The sequence below is a fragment of the Cellulophaga tyrosinoxydans genome (assembly GCF_900176415.1).
GTDB classification, from domain to species: domain Bacteria; phylum Bacteroidota; class Bacteroidia; order Flavobacteriales; family Flavobacteriaceae; genus Cellulophaga; species Cellulophaga tyrosinoxydans.
The window spans coordinates 1,419,320-1,438,549 of record NZ_FWXO01000001.1 but is presented as its reverse complement, the minus strand read 5'-3'; the positions used below and the strand labels follow the sequence as shown (position 1 = coordinate 1,438,549).

At 33.0% G+C, this 19,230-nt stretch carries 18 protein-coding genes; 13 read left to right on the top strand and 5 right to left on the bottom strand.

From position 1 onward, the window contains the following. Positions 1-30: 30 nt before the first annotated feature. The 5 genes from B8963_RS06455 to B8963_RS06435 are packed head-to-tail and all read right to left on the bottom strand — an operon-like array spanning position 31 to position 4,913. Complete coding sequence (locus B8963_RS06455) at positions 31-969, bottom strand: hypothetical protein (RefSeq protein ID WP_084060574.1); 939 nt, start codon at positions 967-969, stop codon at positions 31-33. 25 nt (positions 970-994) lie between these two features. Further along, positions 995-2,260, bottom strand: coding sequence for a POTRA domain-containing protein (locus B8963_RS06450; RefSeq protein ID WP_084060573.1), 1,266 nt, complete (start codon positions 2,258-2,260; stop codon positions 995-997). 4 nt (positions 2,261-2,264) lie between these two features. Further along, positions 2,265-3,266 (bottom strand): glycoside hydrolase family 113, encoded by a 1,002-nt coding sequence (locus tag B8963_RS06445; RefSeq protein WP_084060572.1) that lies wholly within the window; start codon positions 3,264-3,266, stop codon positions 2,265-2,267. 46 nt (positions 3,267-3,312) lie between these two features. Further along, positions 3,313-4,179 (bottom strand): hypothetical protein, encoded by an 867-nt coding sequence (locus B8963_RS06440; RefSeq protein ID WP_084060571.1) that lies wholly within the window; start codon positions 4,177-4,179, stop codon positions 3,313-3,315. Between the two features lie 17 nt (positions 4,180-4,196). After that, complete coding sequence (locus B8963_RS06435) at positions 4,197-4,913, bottom strand: DUF547 domain-containing protein (RefSeq protein ID WP_084060570.1); 717 nt, start codon at positions 4,911-4,913, stop codon at positions 4,197-4,199. A gap of 195 nt (positions 4,914-5,108) precedes the next feature. Here B8963_RS06435 and B8963_RS06430 point away from each other — a divergent pair, with 195 nt between their 5' ends. The 13 genes from B8963_RS06430 (at position 5,109) to proB (ending at position 19,204) form a co-directional block, all read left to right on the top strand. Next, positions 5,109-6,455, top strand: a complete 1,347-nt coding sequence (locus B8963_RS06430; RefSeq protein ID WP_084060569.1) for an NAD(P)/FAD-dependent oxidoreductase — start codon at positions 5,109-5,111, stop codon at positions 6,453-6,455. A gap of 15 nt (positions 6,456-6,470) precedes the next feature. Then, a complete protein-coding gene (locus B8963_RS06425) occupies positions 6,471-8,051 on the top strand; it encodes a 4Fe-4S binding protein (RefSeq protein WP_084060744.1) in 1,581 nt (526 codons plus the stop codon). A gap of 7 nt (positions 8,052-8,058) precedes the next feature. Further along, positions 8,059-8,541, top strand: a complete 483-nt coding sequence (locus tag B8963_RS06420; protein WP_084060568.1) for a toxin-antitoxin system YwqK family antitoxin — start codon at positions 8,059-8,061, stop codon at positions 8,539-8,541. After that, positions 8,541-9,230, top strand: coding sequence for a glycosyltransferase family 2 protein (locus B8963_RS06415; RefSeq protein ID WP_084060567.1), 690 nt, complete (start codon positions 8,541-8,543; stop codon positions 9,228-9,230). The genes B8963_RS06420 and B8963_RS06415 overlap by 1 nt, the downstream gene beginning before the upstream one ends. Position 9,231: 1 nt before the next feature. Beyond that, entirely contained in the window at positions 9,232-10,716 is a 1,485-nt protein-coding gene (locus tag B8963_RS06410; RefSeq protein ID WP_084060566.1) for a cellulose synthase family protein, read from the top strand. Positions 10,717-10,757: 41 nt separating this feature from the next. Then, positions 10,758-12,053 carry an MptA/MptB family glycosyltransferase gene (locus tag B8963_RS06405; RefSeq protein WP_084060743.1) on the top strand — a complete coding sequence of 432 codons (1,296 nt, stop codon included), beginning with the start codon at positions 10,758-10,760 and terminating at the stop codon, positions 12,051-12,053. Positions 12,054-12,295: 242 nt separating this feature from the next. Further along, entirely contained in the window at positions 12,296-12,922 is a 627-nt protein-coding gene (locus tag B8963_RS06400; protein ID WP_084060565.1) for a GNAT family N-acetyltransferase, read from the top strand. Between the two features lies 1 nt (position 12,923). After that, positions 12,924-14,111, top strand: coding sequence for an argininosuccinate synthase (gene argG / locus B8963_RS06395; RefSeq protein WP_084060564.1), 1,188 nt, complete (start codon positions 12,924-12,926; stop codon positions 14,109-14,111). A 119-nt stretch (positions 14,112-14,230) separates the two neighbouring features. Continuing rightward, on the top strand, positions 14,231-15,205 hold the full coding sequence (gene argC, locus B8963_RS06390; RefSeq protein ID WP_084060563.1) for an N-acetyl-gamma-glutamyl-phosphate reductase: 975 nt from the start codon (positions 14,231-14,233) through the stop codon (positions 15,203-15,205). A gap of 73 nt (positions 15,206-15,278) precedes the next feature. Continuing rightward, the gene (gene proC / locus B8963_RS06385) at positions 15,279-16,079 is read left to right on the top strand and encodes a pyrroline-5-carboxylate reductase (protein ID WP_084060562.1); all 801 of its coding nucleotides are present in this window, start codon (positions 15,279-15,281) and stop codon (positions 16,077-16,079) included. Between the two features lie 33 nt (positions 16,080-16,112). Next, positions 16,113-17,240, top strand: coding sequence for an aspartate aminotransferase family protein (locus B8963_RS06380; protein WP_084060561.1), 1,128 nt, complete (start codon positions 16,113-16,115; stop codon positions 17,238-17,240). Further along, positions 17,237-18,436, top strand: coding sequence for a glutamate-5-semialdehyde dehydrogenase (locus tag B8963_RS06375; RefSeq protein ID WP_084060560.1), 1,200 nt, complete (start codon positions 17,237-17,239; stop codon positions 18,434-18,436). Before B8963_RS06380 ends, B8963_RS06375 begins: the two co-directional genes overlap by 4 nt. Positions 18,437-18,442: 6 nt before the next feature. Further along, positions 18,443-19,204: a glutamate 5-kinase gene (gene proB / locus B8963_RS06370; protein WP_084060559.1), complete on the top strand. Its 762-nt coding sequence runs from the start codon at positions 18,443-18,445 to the stop codon at positions 19,202-19,204. Positions 19,205-19,230 lie beyond the last annotated feature (26 nt).

Sequence of the window (19,230 nt, the reverse complement as noted above, 5' to 3'; positions counted from 1 at the left end):
TCGTTTTTATTATTTTAAAGGAGTCACAAATTAATCTTGATCTTCAAGGCTAATATTTGAATAATCCGTTTGTATACCAGTAGTTATTAAGCCGACAAATTTAGCTTTATTCTTGTTCGCAAGTTCTTTATTGGTTGAAATTTTATTTTGACCTTCTATTTTAATAAAGGTCATTGCTGGCAATACATTATTCGCCAAATAAACATTAGTCTTATCTTCAAAAGAAGCATCTTTTTTATTATGATCGCTAACTTTCATTTTCTGTGCCTTAAAAATTTGCTCAAAACTATGCGCGAATCTTTTTCCCTCTTTACTTTTTTGATTGTGCTCAATGGAAACCATAGCTGAATCACTAAAATTATCACTGTCTATATCTAAAACGAGTAGTCGCTGATATTCTTTTTGGTATTTAAGATAACGCTTATTAATAGCAGCAACGTAATCGCCCAATTTGGCTGAATTGTCTAAACTATATTCAAACAAAAATACACGCGCCCCTTGTTCTAAAAGCTCTTTAGCCATGGCTAATGCAATTTCATTTCTTGTTTGCGAAGTGCTTTTAAGTTGATTTAGATTTTCCGCATCAAACTTATCAAAAAGCAAATAGTACACCGTATTTCTGAGTAAGGTGTCTTTTTTTCTTAAACGGGTCTTTTTTGTATCGAATATAGGAGATTCTAAATCACTACTTAGGCTAATTTTCCTTCCCATATTGCCAAAAGAATTATCGCCAATAGGTATTTTATAACGCACACCTAATTTTAGCAAACTCCCATTACTTATTAATCCTTCATTTAAATCTAAAAATTCTTGATAATAGGTGTTTACATCCAATCCTTCACGGCGTAAAACAGAGATTATACCATCACCCTTTTTGGCAATAAAAGTTTTATTATCCTCTTGAGAAGCTACAAATTGAGAGAGACCAAAAAATACAAACAAGATAATGTATATTTTTTTCTGTAGCATGGTAGTGTTCTTTTAACAAATATTATTAAAAATATTGCCCAATTCCAAATACAAAGCCTCTAGATGCATCTTTAGTTATGCCATAACCGTAATCTATTCTAAAAATAGCATTGAAAATTCTTTTATGCATAAATCGTAACCCTACGCCAGGATATACTCTAATGTTGTTTTTATCCGTAAAATTCTTTAATTCTCCACCTGGATTTCTCCAAGAACCACCATCTAAAAATAAATTGCTCTGCAACACAAACCAGTTTTTATCAATTAATGTATGCCTGTATTCCGTATTAAAAACAATGGCACCTGTACCGCGATCTATCGTGTTCCCTACGCCTCTAATATTTAAATTGTTATCTAAGGTAAATGGAGCAAAGGGACTTTCAGAATTTGTTGCTAAACCAAGTCGGATTCTATTTGCCCAATTTCCTTTTTGCCCAATTCTCTTGTAGAACAAAAAATCGTTAAAACCAATCCAAAAGTCAGGTAGTGCCTCATTTGTACTACGAACGTACTGAAGATTTAAAGCACTTTTAAATCCATTTAAATATTGATAATGATAATTTAAATCTTCATAATTATAGATAAGTTTACCTAGACTTTTACGCACATTTAGCGCAAGTGGTACATTTTCGTCTGTAAAGCCACTAATGTATTGGTAATCTTCGGTAAACAAACTAAACCCTAAAGCAATATTGTTTTTGGTATTGATTTCATACAAACCTAATATTTCGAATCCCTTATTATTATATTTATAATCTGCGGTAGCTTCTTTGAAAAATACTGGTTCTTGAGTGGTGAAATTTTTATAATTGAAAGCCACACCAAATTTATTGGAGAATAAATACGGATCTCTAACGCCTATGCCGTAAGAATTAAAAATATCAAACTGATAAAATCCTCCAAGAGTGATATTTCTTCCCAGAAAATTAAATTCTTGGAGCCCTACTCTAAAGGCAAAATCGTCATTTGAAGAGGTATATAAGTTGGCAAAAGGTATTAATGTAAAATTTTCTTGTATGGTAAACACCAATTGTACATTTTCCGATGCTGATGGTATTACCTCATAAGTTGCATTAGCGATTGGTGGTATTCGCTTTAATCTTATAATATCATTTGCAATAACCTTGGTATCTAAAGAGTCTCCTACTTTAGTACTAATAATTTTGAGTATTAATGCAGTTTTTAGCTTTTTAGCACCATTAATTTTTATTTCAGAAATTGTTTTGGCCTGCGATAGGATTAAGCATGAGTTTAAAAAAAGCAGTAAAAAACAAACAATTCTAACTAACATAGTTTTAATACATTTTATACAAAGCCCTTATAGTTTGTTCAGCTGGCTTGTTTTGAGGTGTAAACCTATTATTTTCACCGCCGCCAGATTGTTCATGGTCTATAAACCATTTCCACACATACCCACCTGCAAACCACTCTTCAGCCCAAAATTCTTCAATTATTGCCTTGGTAGCATTTACCTGAGCTTCCATATTAACATTTTCATCATGCCTATCTACTAGCCATGGTTTTTTTGCAGTAAAATCCATACTTCTATACCCAAATTCTGTAAAGAGCACAGGCGCTTTTTTATCTGAAGAAAACTTTGCAATGGCTCCTTTCCATTTATGCCACCCTGTTTTGAGCTCTTCAACTGTTGGCGATTTGGCATCAGACAACGGAAAATAGGCATCGATACCAATATAATCTAGCTCTTCCCAAAAAGTAACTTTTGTATACTCATCCCAATTTGCTGCATAGGTTAGTTTACCGCTAAATACATTTTTCACTTCATGAATAAGATCTAACCAAAAATTTGGTCTGTTTACAACAAACTCCTCTAACTCCGTACCTAAACAAAATATTTCTATTTTTTCCTCTTCTGCTAATTCAGCATAGGTTAATATAAATTTTCTATAAGATGATTCAAGCGCATTCCATTCTGCTTCGCTATTCATTTTTAAATTCCCTGTAAACTCTCCTCTGCGTATCCATATTTGAGGTTTCAGCATTACGCCAATTCCGTTTTCATGAAGCTTTTGAATATACTGTTTTGCTCCTTTTTTTGTTTCACCAAACCATTGCCTTTCGCTGTTAAACATAATTTCAGGAGAACTTAAATCTCCAATAAACCCAAAGGGCATAATCGTAGCATGATTGGCATTTAAGTTCAAAACTTCTTTTACATTTTCTTGAGCAAGAGAGTTTCTTGACGCTACAAGGCTTAAACCGTTAATTTTTTTAGTCTCTTGAGACGTGCAATTAATTTGCAAGCACAATAAAATAAATACGCCTATTCTCTTCATAATAAAATATTTATGAATTCAAAAATAGACTATTATCTAAATCTAACTAAAAAATACCGCGCAATCCTAAGTTAAAGGTTTCACCTAGTCCTGTATTATTACCTCTAACAAAATTGGTATACAACAATTCTAAATTTATTGCATTAGTTAATTGATATTTTGCTCCACCGCCTACTGCGGTAAAATCTTGAGCAAAGTTGTTCCCTAAATCTAACCTTTGAGAATGTTGCACTAAAGCCAATACTGTGAATTTAGCACTAGGAAAATAGCTTAAAAAAATGCCAGGTGTTAAGCTTAAACTATTATTTGCAAAACTTTCTGCTTTATCACCAAAATGATATTCTGAATTTAACTCACTAAAAAGCTGCCATTTATCTCCCGGAAAGGTATAATCATAAAAAAAACGGTTTTGCCAAGTAAATCCTTTTTGATCAAGAAACACACCATTTTCAGATTCGTTATCTACTAATGGAATAAAAAATGAACTTTGAATACTAAAATTTCCAACAGCTTTAAACGGAACAAATTTTACTGATGGTGCAATTGAGGTTAAACCAGACCTTGCAGAGGTATCTTCACCATCAAATTTAAATACATCAAGAGCTTTCCTATCATTATTTACATTAGATCTAAATTCTACAATTGTCCCTATGTTCCAACGTTTACTTTCTCCAACACCTGTATAAACTTCGAGTGTAGAGGTAAAATAGGTTTCTCTAGGCTCTTTGCTATTAGTAAAAGTACTTTTTGTTTGTGTATATAAATTATTAAACCATTTTAAATCTACTTGCCCTTTATCTATTAATTTGGATGGTGTATATTGCTGAATGTTACTTTTTTTTTCATCTTGGGCAAGTCCAAATGAAGTTGTTAGCGCCAATACGGCTAAAGTGATGTAGTTTCTATTTTTCATATTTTCTTTTTTTTAAATTATTTAGTCTTGTTTAAGCTCCAATCATAAGGGTAGTAACTTATTTTGGCTCCCTCTGGTAATTTTTCTTTTCTATACGTATTAATAAAGTCCTTAATTTCACTTCCTTTTTTTTCAAAATCGCCTTTATACCATTCAAAAATTTGAGAAATTTTTACTTTATTTTTGTCCACAATAATAAAGTCTGGGTTATTTAGAGCCTTGGTTGTTTGCACTGAAAGTTGCTCATTAAGTTTAGCAGGCAAATACGCTTCATTTATTATTGGAGGACACCCAAGTCCTGCACAAACTAATACAAAATGAAACCGAGCTTCATTAGAGAATTCGGCTCTTAGTTTTTTATTTTCAATGTCATTTAACGTAATATTTTCACCGTTAACTTTATGCGTTATTTTATCAAAAAAACCAGCAACATCTAAAGGAGATTTAATAGGATAATTTGTAACAACACCATCAATAACAGCTATATTATAAGCATTAATCCAAAAAGCTTGATAATCCAAGGTGTTTTCTTTAGTTATTGAAATAGATGAAAGCATTGATTTTAGTTCCAGTAAATCTGTTTTTTTGTTTTTAATTGCCTCGTAATTTACTTTCCCGTCTATAACATAAGATTTAAAGAAGACATCAGCCTTATTAAAAAATTCAGTTTTAGTTTGAGATATCACCAAATTTGCGCTGAGCAAAAACAACATAATAAATATCTTTTTTTCCATATCTTAATCACTTTATTATTAATTGCATCCTTATGTCGAAATTTAATTTAAAAACTAACAGGACTTTAATTCTATATTTTGATGATACAAATGAAATTAAAGAGTATCACAATTTAATAACAGAAATGTTTTATAGAAAAATTGTTAAGTTCTTGTATTTCATTACGACTCAAACCCAACAACCAATTTAAACATATGAAAAACATTGTCATTATTGGAAATGGAATAGCCGGCGTAACTGCTGCAAGGCATATACGTAAAATGTCGGACCATAAAATAACAATTATATCTGCTGAAAGCGAATACTTTTTCTCCAGAACAGCATTAATGTATGTGTATATGGGTCATATGAAATTTAATCATACACAACCCTATGAAAATTGGTTTTGGAAAAAAAATAAGATTAATCTTCTACAGGCTTATGTGGAGAATGTTAATCATGAAAATAAAACCTTGCTCTTAAATGGTGGCGCTTCAATTTCTTATGATAAGCTCATTATCGCCACGGGCTCAAAGCCTAACAAATTTGGTTGGCCAGGACAAGATTTAAACCGAGTTCAAGGTTTATACTCCAAACAAGACTTAGAAAAATTAGAAAAAAACGCACCCAACAACAAGGTTTGCAAAAGAGCTGTAATAGTAGGTGGTGGGCTAATTGGTATTGAAATGGCGGAAATGCTACGGAGTAGAAAAATTCCGGTTACTTTTCTTGTTCGTGAAAAAAGTTTTTGGAACGGTGTTTTACCCAAAGGAGAGTCGCAATTAATTAACGAACATATCTTAGAACATCATATCGATTTGCGGTTAGATACTAATTTAGAAGAAATAATTGCCGACGAAAATGGGAACGCCATAGCCGTTAAAACTGATAAAGGTGATCTTATTGAATGTACGGTAGTTGGTTTGACTGCAGGTGTTACACCTAATATTGATTTTCTTAAAGATTCGGGTATTGCTCTAGGTAAAGGTGTAAAAGTTAACAGATTGCTAGAAACCAATATTAAAGACATATATGCCATAGGAGATTGCGCCGAACAACATGAAGCAATAGGTAACCGAAGACCTATTGAAGCTGTTTGGTATACCGGTAGAATGATGGGAGAAACTGTAGCGCAAACAATATGTGGCAAGCCCACAGAATACAAACCAGGACATTGGTTTAACTCCGCTAAATTTTTAGACATAGAATACCAAACGTATGGCTGGGTGTTTAGTGAACGTAATAAAGAAGCACATGAAGAACATTTTCATTGGCGACATGCAAAAGAAAATATTTGCATTACCATAGCATTTCATCAAACTACAAAACAATTTTTAGGAATAAACACCTTCGGAATACGCATGCGGCATGAAATTTTTGACCGCTGGCTTCAGGAAAATAGGAATGTAAATTATGTTATAGAATATTTGAAAGATGCCAATTTTGATCCTGAATTTTATAAGAGTTATGAAAATGAAATAGTAAGCAAATTTAATAGCGATTATAATCAAACAATTACTCCAAAGAAAAAAAGTTGGAAACGAATTTTTAGTAAAGCCTAAATGAATAAGGAATCTATGAAAACTATACAAAAAATTGGCCTTATCATTTTTTTAATAGGCTTAGGAATTTTCACTGCATTACCATTGCTTGGAACTTTTAAATTAAATCAGAATACTTTTGATAATATCATTACCGAGAAAAACATAAAAAGTAATGTTTTTATCACTGAAATTAACAATAGTGTAGTTGGCAAAGAATTTAAGGGCATGCAAGCATTATCGCCAATAATTGCCGAAGCCTTAGCTAAAGCCAATGAAACTCATATTAAAAACAAAGAATACGATAAAAAAATATACACTAGCTCTAGTGATATGGCCTCTTTAATTGGCAAGCAATCCGGAATAGGATTTATTGCCAAAAACAAGGGTATAATGTGGTTACTTACTTTTGGATTAGGAATCATTGGCGCACTATTATTTATCTTACCCAATGCCATTTTATTAGGTAAAAAAGGTATTAAAAACGATGGAATTTACCATGAAAATGCCACCAATAGAGGTTGGATAGCGTGGATGGTTTTTGTTTTTCTCGTATCCTTTTATCTTGTTCTTTATTTCGCTTCTGAATACGCAGTTAACTGGACCTACTTAGTAGATCCAATTAGCGAAAGTTTAAGTGGAAACCCTGCTGGACATTGGTTTGTTTATGGATTTATGTACTGTATAGTAATGGTTGTTATGGCGGCCAGAATGTATATAAAATACCGTCATAACATGTATCAAATTGTGCGAACTACATCTGTATTATTTTTTCAAATTGTATTTGCATTCCTTATTCCTGAAATAATGGTTCGCTTACAGATGCCGTATTATGATTTTAAAAATGCCTTTCCTTTAGATTATGATTTCTTTTTTCAATGGAATTTAAAATCGCTCTTAAATAGCGGTGGAATTGGCCTTTTTATATTGGTTTGGGGAATTGTTCTAACCTTGGTAATTGTTCCTGTAATGGTTTATTTCTTTGGCAAACGCTGGTATTGCTCATGGGTATGCGGTTGCGGCGGATTGGCTGAAACTCTAGGTGATCCTTATAGACAACATTCAAGCAAATCACTTTTCTCTTGGAAAGTAGAACGTTGGCTAATTCATGGCGTATTACTATTTGCCATAGTGATGACTGGTTTAACCTTGTACAGCTTTTTTGCAGAAACTGGTACTGTTTTAGGCATAAAAACATCAAGTATTCAAAATTTATACAGCTTATTAATTGGTTCCATATTTGCAGGGGTTATTGGCACAGGCTTCTATCCTATTTTTGGAAATCGTGTTTGGTGCAGATTTGGGTGTCCATTAGCGGCATACCTAGGTTTTGTACAACGCTTTAAATCTAGATTTAGAATTACTACCAACGGTGGTCAATGTATTTCTTGCGGAAATTGTTCTACCTATTGCGAACAAGGTATTGATGTTAGAGCATACGCTCAAAAGGGAGAAAATATTATTCGCTCTAGTTGCGTAGGTTGTGGAGTGTGCTCTGCGGTTTGCCCAAGAGGGGTTTTAAAATTAGAAAACGGACCTGAAGAAGGCAGAATTAACCCAACAGAAATTTTACTCGGAAATGATGTTGATTTAATGGATTTAGTGAATAAGAAATAACCTATTTATGTATTTAAAAGCTTTTTTTTATGTTTGCGCGTTTTTAGCATTCAATTTAAACGTCGTAGCTAAGACATATTCTAAGAATTACTACCAATCTGGCGTTCTAAAATCTGAAGGCTGGATAGAAAACGGGAAGAAAAATGGCTATTGGAAGTATTATTACACTAATGGTCAAATCTCCGAGAAAGGACACTATTCGCAAGACAAAAAGGTAGCGTATTGGATTTATTATAATGAATCGGGCAAACTAAAACAACAAGGAAAGTATATAGCTGGCGAAAAATATAATTGGTGGTCATTTTATGACAGTCAAGGTAAAATAAAACATAAATGTCAGTTAAATGATGGTATTAAGAATGGTTATTGCTTAAAATACACCAACCAAAAATTATCATCTGCAGAAAAATATAAGGATGGGAAGAAAATTAAAGAATGGTTCAGCTTTTCTAGCTTTAGAAGCGAAAACAATCTTACTGATTTAAAATAATGGTAGATATAAAAGTTATTATACCAGCTTTTAATGAAGCTGACTCGATAGCACATGTTATAAAAGAAATTCCCAGTATTGTTTCTGAAATAATAGTGGTCAATAATAATTCTACTGACCAGACGGTAGAAAACGCAAAGAAAGCTGGTGCCACAGTTTTAACTGAAAAGAAAAAAGGATATGGATACGCATGCCTTTTAGGTTTAGAATACATACAACAACAGGAGACAAAACCGGCTATAGTAGTATTCTTAGATGGAGATTATTCTGATTATCCTGAAGAGCTTACTAAGCTTGTAGACCCGATAATTCATCAAAATATTGATATGGTTATTGGTGCACGAACAGAATCTTTACGCGAAGAAGGATCTATGACACCTCAGCAAATTTTCGGAAATTGGTTGGCAACGTTGTTAATGAAAATTCTTTTTAATGCAAAGTTTACTGATCTAGGTCCGTTTAGGGCAATTAAATATGATAAGTTGCTCGCACTGAACATGGAAGATAAAACATATGGTTGGACGGTAGAGATGCAACTTAAGGTTTTAAAGAAAAAAATTTCATACGTCGAAGTACCAGTACGTTATAAAAAAAGAATTGGCATATCAAAAGTTTCAGGTACGGTAAAAGGTAGTATATTTGCAGGAATAAAAATCTTAAGTTGGATTTTTAAATACAGTATAAAATAAGATGGCATTAACTATTTCCTACATTATCATTATTATTTACACAATAGCACTATTGTTAATTTTCTTCTATAGCCTTGCGCAATTAAACCTTTTGGTTAATTATTTAGGGTATAAAAAAAGAAATCAAACTGCGCCAAAGTTCAACCTTTTGGACCCCAAAGAAATTCCATTTGTTACCATTCAGCTGCCTGTTTATAACGAGGAATATGTAATGGATCGTTTATTAGAGAACATAGCAAAATTAGAATACCCATCCAGTAAATTAGAAATTCAGGTACTTGATGATTCTACGGATGAGTCAGTTGAGCAAACTGCTGAACATATTAAAAAGTTACAAGAAACAGGACTAGATATTCAGCACATAAGACGCGAAAATAGATCAGGTTTTAAAGCTGGTGCTTTAAAAGAAGGATTAAAAATTGCGAAAGGTGAATTTATTGCAATTTTTGATGCAGACTTTCTACCTGCTCCAGATTGGTTAAAGAAAACTGTTATTTATTTTAAAGATGAAGAAATCGGCGTTGTTCAAACTCGCTGGGGTCATATCAACAGAGATTACTCAGTTCTAACGCGTATTCAAGCTTTTGCATTAGATGCTCACTTTACTTTAGAACAAGTAGGTAGAAATGCCAAAGGACACTTTATTAACTTTAATGGTACTGCTGGTATTTGGCGTAAAGAATGTATCATTGATGCAGGTAACTGGGAAGGTGACACGCTTACAGAAGATTTAGATTTAAGCTACAGAGCTCAGTTAAAAAACTGGAAGTTTAAGTACTTAGAAGATGTTGAAACACCTGCTGAATTACCTGTGGTAATTAGCGCTGCTCGTTCACAACAATTCAGATGGAATAAAGGTGGTGCTGAAAATTTCAGAAAATCTGTTTGGAGTGTAATTTCTGCCAAGAACATTTCGTTTAAAACTAAGTTTCACGGTGTAATGCACTTGTTAAATAGCTCTATGTTTTTGTGCGTATTTATTGTTGCACTTTTGAGCATTCCTATGTTGTACATAAAAAATAGTTATGGTCATTTAGGTTGGATTTTTGAGGTTACAAGTTTCTTCATTGTAAGTACTATAATTTTATTTGTTTGCTATTGGTTTACTTACAAAAGTATACAAGGTAGTAGTTTTGATAATTTCATAGATTATATAAAACTATTCTTTACCTTTTTCTCAGTGGCATTAGGTTTTTCTCTACACAATTCTATTGCAGTTTTAGAAGGCCATATGGGTAAGAGAAGTGAATTTGTAAGAACCCCAAAATTTAATTTAAGTAATATTAAAGATAGCTGGAAAGGCAATAAATATTTAGCCAAAAAATTATCTCCAAATATGATTTTAGAAGCACTTTTAATGGTGTATTTCTTATTTGGAATGTATAGCGCAATACCATTAAATGATTTTGGATTATTCCCTTTTCATTTTATGTTGTTTTTAGGATTCGGCTTTGTTTTCTTTAAGTCGCTTACAGCAAGAGCATAAGTATGTTATCTTATTGGAAACTTCATAAAGTTCCAATCTTAATGATGCTATTAAGCTGTGTGTTTTATTATACACTTGCTTATCATTTTCAACGTACAGATTTTATAAAACTAGTAGGCCTGTTTTTAGGTTTACTAGTTTTATGCTATAAATTAGTTCAGTTCGAAAAATACAACCCTAAATTTCTATTTGCAGCTGGTGTACTATTTAGAGTTATTTTTCTTTTTTCTATTCCAAATTTATCGCAAGATTTTTATCGGTTTATATGGGATGGCACTTTGGTTAGTCAATGGATAAATCCTTATCTATACACTCCAAATCAACTTTTAGAAAATGCTGAGATTATTATCCCTCATGCGCAAGAATTAATTTCCGGCATGGGAGAATTAAGCCCCAAGTTCCACAGTAATTACCCTCCACTAAATCAGTTGATATTTGGCTTAGCCGCAATACTTGGCGGAAAAAGCATTATGGGTTCAGTAGTTGTTATGCGTTTAATAATTATAGCATCTGATATTGGTATAGTATATTATGGAAGAAAATTATTAAAAAGTTTAAATCGTTCCCCGCATTTAATATTTTGGTATTTTTTAAATCCATTAATACTATTAGAGCTTACTGGTAATCTTCATTTTGAAGGAGTTATGCTATTCTTTTTTGTTTGGTCTCTATACTTTTTATCAAAAAATAATTGGCAATTAGCAGGCATAATTTATGCTTTTTCTATTGCCACTAAACTTTTACCCTTACTCTTCCTACCGCTGTTTTTAAATTATTTGGGTTGGAAAAAAAGCCTTTACTTTTACGTCATTGTAGGCGCAACTATTCTTTTAATGGTTGCACCTTTTTATGCCCCAGAATTCATTACCAATTATTCCGAAACTATAGGTTTATGGTTTTCAAATTTTAAATTTAATGCCAGCATATATAATCTTACAAAAAGTATTGGAGTACATTTTTTTGATGCAAAGCCTTGGGAGTTTATTATAGCTTACGGAAAAACAATCCCCTACTTAGTAATTACTGTGGTTCTTTTGTTTACTTTTTTTCGTAAAAACCAAAACCTCTCCACGCTATTAACATCTATGCTTTGGGTGCTATCTTTTTATTTATTTGTATCAACTACCGTACATCCGTGGTATATTTCCTTTTTAGTGCTATTAACCATTTTTACAAACTACAGATACGCCCTTATTTGGTCTGGTCTCGTAATTCTGAGTTATTTTGCCTATTCCAATCCTAACTACATAGAACATTTAGGCTTACTTGCTTTTGAATATATTGTAGTTTTCACGTACATGCTTTACGAAATAAGCACTCAACGTAACAAAAAGTAAAGTTTTTGTAAAATTTTTATCACTTTTAACCATAAGTCAATTTTATTTGTACTTTTGATCTATAATGAACAACAACAGCTACATACAATCTATTGACAGGGCATACGCTCCTGCTCGTTCATTTACACCTACACGTCGTCGCCCGTAAGGGTGCAGTATATTATGGAAATAGGTGAGTCCATTTCCGCAAATAAACAAAACAATTTTTCAATTAATTTTTTACTCTTAAACCCTAATTGGCAATGGAAATACTAATTGCTAACGAATCACATTTTAAATACGCTGAAATCATTTGTGATACCATCGCAGAATCCGCTAAAATTCGTGGAACTGGTATTGCAAAACGCACCCCTGAATATATTTGCAAAAAACTTTCAAACGGAAACGCTGTAATCGCTTTAGACGAAGGTGTTTTTGCAGGTTTTTGCTATATAGAAGTATGGGGGCATGAAAAATTTGTAGCAAATTCTGGACTAATTGTACATCCAGATTTTAGAGATAGAGGTTTAGCCAAACAAATTAAACAGAAAATTTTTGATCTCTCACGTAAAAAATTTCCTGATGCTAAAATATTTGGAATTACAACTGGCTTAGCTGTAATGAAAATTAACTACGAACTAGGCTATAAACCAACTACATTCTCCGAGTTAACCGATGATCCAGAATTCTGGAAAGGGTGTCAAACTTGTAAAAATTTCGATATTCTAACCCGTACTGAACGTAAAATGTGCTTGTGCACTGGTATGTTATACGATCCAGCAGTACAAACCAAGAAAAAAGAAGAAGAACCAGAAAGAGAAAAATTAAACACTAAAGCTTTTAAGCGATTAAAAAGTATAAAAGAAACACTTTTCCTAAAAAAGAAATAAAATGAAAAAATTAGTTCTAGCCTATAGCGGTGGATTAGACACCTCATATTGTGCCAAATATTTATCAAAAGATCAAGGTTTTGAAGTTCATGCGGTAAGCGTAAACACTGGTGGATTTTCAGAAGAAGAAATTGCTACAATTAAAGAAAAAGCACTACAACTTGGCGCAACATCTTACACCTCTATTGATGCCGTAAAAACGTTTTACGATAAAGTAGTAAAGTATTTAATTTTTGGTAATGTGTTAAAAAACAACACGTATCCCCTTTCTGTAAGTGCCGAGCGTATTGTACAAGCCATTGAAATTGTAAATTATGCAAAAAAAGTAGGCGCCAAATATATTGCACATGGTAGTACTGGCGCAGGGAATGACCAAGTACGCTTTGATATGATTTTTCAAATAATTGCTCCAGAAATTGAAATTATCACTCCAATTAGAGATAACAAACTGGCTAGAGAAGCTGAGATTGCCTATTTAAAAGAAAATGGAATTGAATATCCTTGGGAAAAAGCAAAATACTCTATAAATAGAGGTCTTTGGGGAACCTCAGTTGGTGGTGAAGAAACCTTAACTTCCGATAAAGCATTACCTGATAGCGCTTATCCAAGTCAATTACAAGAAAAAAATCCTACTGATGTTACACTTACTTTTGAAAAAGGTGAACTTGTTGCTTTAAACGGGAAAAAAGATAGTCCTGTAAATAATATTATAGCACTAGAAGCATTAGCCTCTAAATATGCTATTGGAAGAGATATTCATGTAGGCGACACCATTATTGGCATTAAAGGAAGAGTAGGTTTTGAAGCACCTGCATCATTAATTATCATAAAAGCACATCATTTATTAGAGAAACATACTTTAAGTAAATGGCAACAATTTCAGAAAGAGCAATTAGGTAATTTCTACGGTATGTTATTGCATGAAGGTAATTATTTAGATGAAGTTATGCGTAATATTGAAGCCTTCCTGACAGACACGCAAAAGAACGTTTCAGGCGATGTGTTTGTTAGTCTTTACCCTTTCCAATTTAGATTAAACGGTATATCCTCTAAGCTCGATTTAATGAATGCATCATTTGGTAGTTATGGCGAAATGAACAAAGGATGGACGGCCGATGACGCAAAAGGATTTATTAAAATACTTTCTAACTCAGGAAAAATATACAATCACGTTAACGGAGAAAAATAAAAGCCTCCTAAGTACGAAAGGGAGTAACTCTATAAGTTGGAGTTTAAAATAGGTCAAAATTAAAATTGTTTAAAGCTTGAGGCAAATAGCCTAAAGCTTAAGGCTTAAAGCAAAAAAAAATGATTAAAGCAGGTATAATAGGAGGTTCAGGATATACAGGTGGTGAGCTTATTCGAATACTTTTAAATCACCCAAATGCAGAAATAGATTTTGTTTACAGCACCACTAGAGCGGGTAAAAAACTAACCACGTCCCATCCCGATTTATTAGGGGTTACAGAAATCGCTTTTACAGGTGAAGTAAACTTAAACGTTGATGTAGTATTCCTATGCCTTGGTCATGGAAATTCTACCACTTTTTTAAATGAATATAATTTTTCTAAGCAAACTAAAATCATTGATTTGAGTAACGATTTTAGACTTCATGCAGATGCTAACTTAAATGGTAAAACATTTATTTATGGACTGCCAGAAACTAATAAAGAAGTAATTAAAAAAGCCAATTACATAGCTAATCCCGGGTGTTTTGCAACTGCCATACAATTAGGTTTGCTGCCACTTGCTAAAGCTGGTCTTCTTGAAAACGATGTGCATATAAATGCGGTAACAGGCAGCACTGGTGCTGGTGTGAGCCCTTCAGACACTTCGCATTTTAGTTGGAGAAACAATAATGTTTCATGGTATAAACCTTTTACGCATCAACATTTAGGAGAAATTGGAGAGAGTTTAAATACGTTCAATACTTCCATTGGAGAATTATTATTTCTTCCAAATCGAGGTAATTTTACTAGAGGAATATTGGCAACAGCTTACACCAAGTTCGATGGTAGATTAGAGGACGCAATTAAACTATATCAAGATTTTTATAAAGAAGCTTTATTTACGCAAATTTCTGATCAAGAAATAAGTTTAAAACAAGTGGTAAACACTAATCAGTGTCACATTCATTTACATAAACACAATAATCGATTGCTTGTTACCTCTGCCATAGATAACCTTTTAAAAGGAGCTTCTGGTCAAGCAATTCAGAATATGAACTTAATGTTTGGCTTAGATGAAGGTGCAGGATTAAATTTAAAAGCAGTGGTTTTTTAAAAGCACTTACCAATTTTAAAAATTGATATAGTCAGATTTACAAGAGATACAGAAAATAAACTAATAGATAATAATGAAAATAGCAATCATTGGAGCAGGTAATTTAGGTCTTGCCATTGCCAAAGGAATTCTAAATACCAACGGTGCAACTACCATGTATTTAACAAAAAGAAAGACTGGCGATATTGAAAAGTATGAGAAATACGGGAATGTAAAAGTAACTTCAGACAATCGTGAAGCTATTGCTAATTCTGATATTATCATTTTTGCTGTACAACCCAATCAGTTTGTAAAAATATTAAATGATGTAAAAGACCTTTTTACAGAAAAACATGTTTTAATTTCTACAATAACTGGTTTTAGTATTGCTCAGATTGAGGCCGTAGTTGGTGAAGATCAGCATATTATTAGAAGTATGCCAAATACTGCTATTTCTGTAGGCAAATCTATGACTTGTATTTGTTCCAACGAAAAAGGTCAAAAACGCGTTGCTCTTGCTTTAGCTATTTTTAATAGAATGGGCCATTCATTAGAAATTCCGGAATCACAAATGCAAGCGGCTACAGTAATTTGCGCTAGTGGAATTGCATTTTGGATGCGTATGATACGTGCTACAACCCAAGGAGCTATTCAATTAGGTTTCGACTCCAAAGAGGCACAAGAATTAGCCATGCATACTTGTAATGGTGCAGCAGCTTTATTAATAGAATCTGGCAGTCATCCTGAAGCAGAAATAGACCGTGTAACTACTCCAAGAGGATGTACAATTCAAGGGTTAAATGAAATGGAGCATCAAGGTTTGAGTTCTTCCTTAATCCAAGGAATTGTAGCATCTTATGACAAAATCAGTCGAATCAAGGAAGGCAACATGTAATCACTTATTGAGCAAGCAATTAAATTAAAAAAAATGAAATTATTTGATGTTTATCCTTTGTACAATGTAACTCCCGTTAGCGCTATAGGCAGTGTTGTAACGGATGATAAAGGAGAAGAATATTGGGATTTTTATGGTGGACATGCTGTGATATCCATAGGTCATTCGCACCCACATTATATTAAAAGATTAGAAGATCAATTACATAAAATTGGATTTTACAGTAATGCTGTACAAAATCCAATTCAAGAAGAGCTTGCTACTAAATTAGGTGCACTTTCAGGTTGTGATAATTATAATTTATTTTTATGTAGTTCTGGTGCCGAAGCAAATGAAAATGCTCTAAAAATGGCCTCTTTTATTACGGGTAAATCTAGAATTATTGCCTTTAATAATAGTTTTCATGGTAGAACTTCAGCTGCGGTAGCAGCCACAGATAATGAAAAAATTAATGCCCCAATTAACAAACAACAAAAAGTAACTTTTTTACCGTTAAATGCTATTGAATCTTTCAAAACAGAAATTGAAAAAGGTGATGTTTGCGGAGTAATTATAGAAGCCATACAAGGCGTTGGAGGTTTAGATGAACCTACTACAGCATTTTATCAAAGTATTTCCAAACTTTGCAAGGAAAATGGAGTTGTTTTAATAGCAGATGAAGTACAGGCTGGTTATGGAAGAAGTGGAAAATTCTTTGGATTTCAACATCATAACATAGCACCCGATATTATAAGCATTGCCAAAGGTATGGGAAATGGTTTTCCTGTTGGCGGTATCTTATTACATGATAGTATAGAAGCTAAGTATGGCATGCTTGGGACAACATTTGGCGGAAACCATTTAGCATGTGCAGCTTCTCTTGCCGTATTAGAGGTTATAGAAAAGGATAACCTTATTGAAAATGCTGCAAAACTTGGTGAATATTTTATAAAGAAAGCCGCTGAAATTCCGCAAATAAAGAAAGTTAAGGGTAGAGGATTAATGCTTGGATTAGAATTCGATTTTGAAGTTTCTGAACTAAGAAAAAAATTAATCTATAACCAACATATGTTTACAGGTGGAGCGAATAACAAAAACTTGCTTAGAATTTTGCCCGCACTAAATATTACTGAAAAAGAAATGGACCTGTTTTTTGACGCTTTAAAAAAAGAATTAAAGTGAGTTTCATTCTAAACATATCGCAAAGAAATAAGGTTTTGCTAACCATGGCTAAACTTGTGGCTTCCGAAAAGGACGTTATTTTACAAGCCAATAAAAAAGATCTTGATACTTATAATGGTGAAGATCTTGCTATGGAAGACCGATTAAAAGTAAATGATTCTAAAATTGAAGGAATGATTTTATCATTACAACAATTGGCCAATCTACCTGATCCATTAGGCGTAGCACGATTTAATTTTACACATGACAATGGATTGCATATAAGTAACAAAACAGCCCCATTCGGAACAGTTTGTATCATTTACGAATCTAGACCAGATGTGACTATTGAAGCTGCTGGTATAGCCTTTAAATCTGGCAATAAAATTGTTTTAAAAGGTGGTAAAGAATCCCTAAATAGTAATCTTGCCTTAGTAGCCCTTTGGCACCAAGCACTAGAGCAAAATGATTGCGCTTCTGATTGGGTAACTTATTTACAATTTAACAGAGAACAAACGCAAGCATTTTTACAAAAACCAACTCAAAAAATAGATTTAATAGTTCCTCGAGGCGGTGAAAAGTTAATTGCTTTTGTAAAAGAACATGCTTCATGCCCCGTAATAATTAGTGGTAGAGGCAATAATTTTGCATACGTAGCTACTGATGCCGATTTACAAATGGCAATAGACATCATAATCAATGCAAAAACAACTAAAATATCAGCTTGCAATGCCCTAGATAAAGTCTTAATTGCAGCAGATATGCCAAGAAAGCATGAGTTTTTACAGCATTTAATTCAAGAACTAAAAAAACATAATGTAGAGATTTTAGTAGACCAGTTTTTGACCGAGTTGGAGGGAACCACCCCCTTTCAAGATGAAAGTATTTGGTTCGAAGAGTTTTTAGATTATAAAATTGTCGTTGGTCAAGTTGCTAATATTGATGAAGCAATCAACAAAATAAACACCTATGGTGGCGGCCATTCGGCTACCATTATAACTTCAAATGTAGATAAGGCTTCATTTTTTATGGATACTGTAGATGCTGCAGCAGTTTATCATAATGCATCAACGCGATTCACAGATGGGTTTCAGTTTGGATTGGGAGGAGAATTGGCCATTAGTACTGATAAGTTACATCAAAGAGGTCCCATAGGCTTACAGCATTTGGTAACAAACAAGTGGTATGTTTTAGGTGATGGTCAAATTAGAAGCTAGTAAATAATGAAGAAAATACGTGTTTTATTAAAAGTCGGCACCAATACCTTAACCAAGGAAACCAATCATATTTCTCGAGGAAAAATAGAAGATATAGGCAGACAAATTGCAACTTTAAAAGATTCACATGAGTTTATAATTGTAAGTTCTGGAGCAATTGCAGCAGCGCGTCAGTTTGTGAAATTAGAGCATAACGGAGAAGAAATAAATGTAAAGCAAGCACTAGCTTCTATTGGGCAACCTCATCTTATGCGTATTTTTCAAGAGAATTTTAGGGAGTTAGGCCTGTTTACATCACAGTGTTTACTTTCATATTCAGATTTTGAAAACCCAAAATCTAAATCCAATATAAAAAATACCATTGATGTTTTAGTGGCTAATAATTTCATCCCAATAATAAATGAAAATGACACTGTCGCTACTGATGAAATACAGTTTGGCGATAACGATAAATTAGCAGCCCTTACCGCAGCATTATTGCAGGTAGATTTACTATTAATTGCTACAAACACAGATGGTGTTTATACTAAACAATCACTTTCGGAAACTGTTCAAGAAACAATTAAAGAAGTTCATAATTTAGAGGAATTAATTAAAGAAGTCGGCAACACCAAATCTTCACACGGAACTGGAGGAATGCAATCTAAAATTGAAGCTGCTACCATTGCAAAAAATGCCAACATAGAAACTTGGATTATTAATGGTTTAAAAGATAATTTTATTACCGATGCCATGAATAACACAAGTAATTATACTAAGATAAAATAACACGTACAGTTCATTAAATAGTACCT

What these genes read in the sequence shown, in the direction of transcription:
- B8963_RS06455 (WP_084060574.1), bottom strand. Translation starts at nt 969, where the DNA reads ATGCTACAGAAAAAAATATACATTATCTTGTTTGTATTTTTTGGTCTC.
- B8963_RS06450 (WP_084060573.1), bottom strand. Translation starts at nt 2,260, where the DNA reads ATGTTAGTTAGAATTGTTTGTTTTTTACTGCTTTTTTTAAACTCATGC.
- B8963_RS06445 (WP_084060572.1), bottom strand. Translation starts at nt 3,266, where the DNA reads ATGAAGAGAATAGGCGTATTTATTTTATTGTGCTTGCAAATTAATTGC.
- B8963_RS06440 (WP_084060571.1), bottom strand. Translation starts at nt 4,179, where the DNA reads ATGAAAAATAGAAACTACATCACTTTAGCCGTATTGGCGCTAACAACT.
- B8963_RS06435 (WP_084060570.1), bottom strand. Translation starts at nt 4,913, where the DNA reads ATGGAAAAAAAGATATTTATTATGTTGTTTTTGCTCAGCGCAAATTTG.
- B8963_RS06430 (WP_084060569.1), top strand. Translation starts at nt 5,109, where the DNA reads ATGAAAAACATTGTCATTATTGGAAATGGAATAGCCGGCGTAACTGCT.
- B8963_RS06425 (WP_084060744.1), top strand. Translation starts at nt 6,471, where the DNA reads ATGAAAACTATACAAAAAATTGGCCTTATCATTTTTTTAATAGGCTTA.
- B8963_RS06420 (WP_084060568.1), top strand. Translation starts at nt 8,059, where the DNA reads ATGTATTTAAAAGCTTTTTTTTATGTTTGCGCGTTTTTAGCATTCAAT.
- B8963_RS06415 (WP_084060567.1), top strand. Translation starts at nt 8,541, where the DNA reads ATGGTAGATATAAAAGTTATTATACCAGCTTTTAATGAAGCTGACTCG.
- B8963_RS06410 (WP_084060566.1), top strand. Translation starts at nt 9,232, where the DNA reads ATGGCATTAACTATTTCCTACATTATCATTATTATTTACACAATAGCA.
- B8963_RS06405 (WP_084060743.1), top strand. Translation starts at nt 10,758, where the DNA reads ATGATGCTATTAAGCTGTGTGTTTTATTATACACTTGCTTATCATTTT.
- B8963_RS06400 (WP_084060565.1), top strand. Translation starts at nt 12,296, where the DNA reads ATGGAAATACTAATTGCTAACGAATCACATTTTAAATACGCTGAAATC.
- argG (WP_084060564.1), top strand. Translation starts at nt 12,924, where the DNA reads ATGAAAAAATTAGTTCTAGCCTATAGCGGTGGATTAGACACCTCATAT.
- argC (WP_084060563.1), top strand. Translation starts at nt 14,231, where the DNA reads ATGATTAAAGCAGGTATAATAGGAGGTTCAGGATATACAGGTGGTGAG.
- proC (WP_084060562.1), top strand. Translation starts at nt 15,279, where the DNA reads ATGAAAATAGCAATCATTGGAGCAGGTAATTTAGGTCTTGCCATTGCC.
- B8963_RS06380 (WP_084060561.1), top strand. Translation starts at nt 16,113, where the DNA reads ATGAAATTATTTGATGTTTATCCTTTGTACAATGTAACTCCCGTTAGC.
- proB (WP_084060559.1), top strand. Translation starts at nt 18,443, where the DNA reads ATGAAGAAAATACGTGTTTTATTAAAAGTCGGCACCAATACCTTAACC.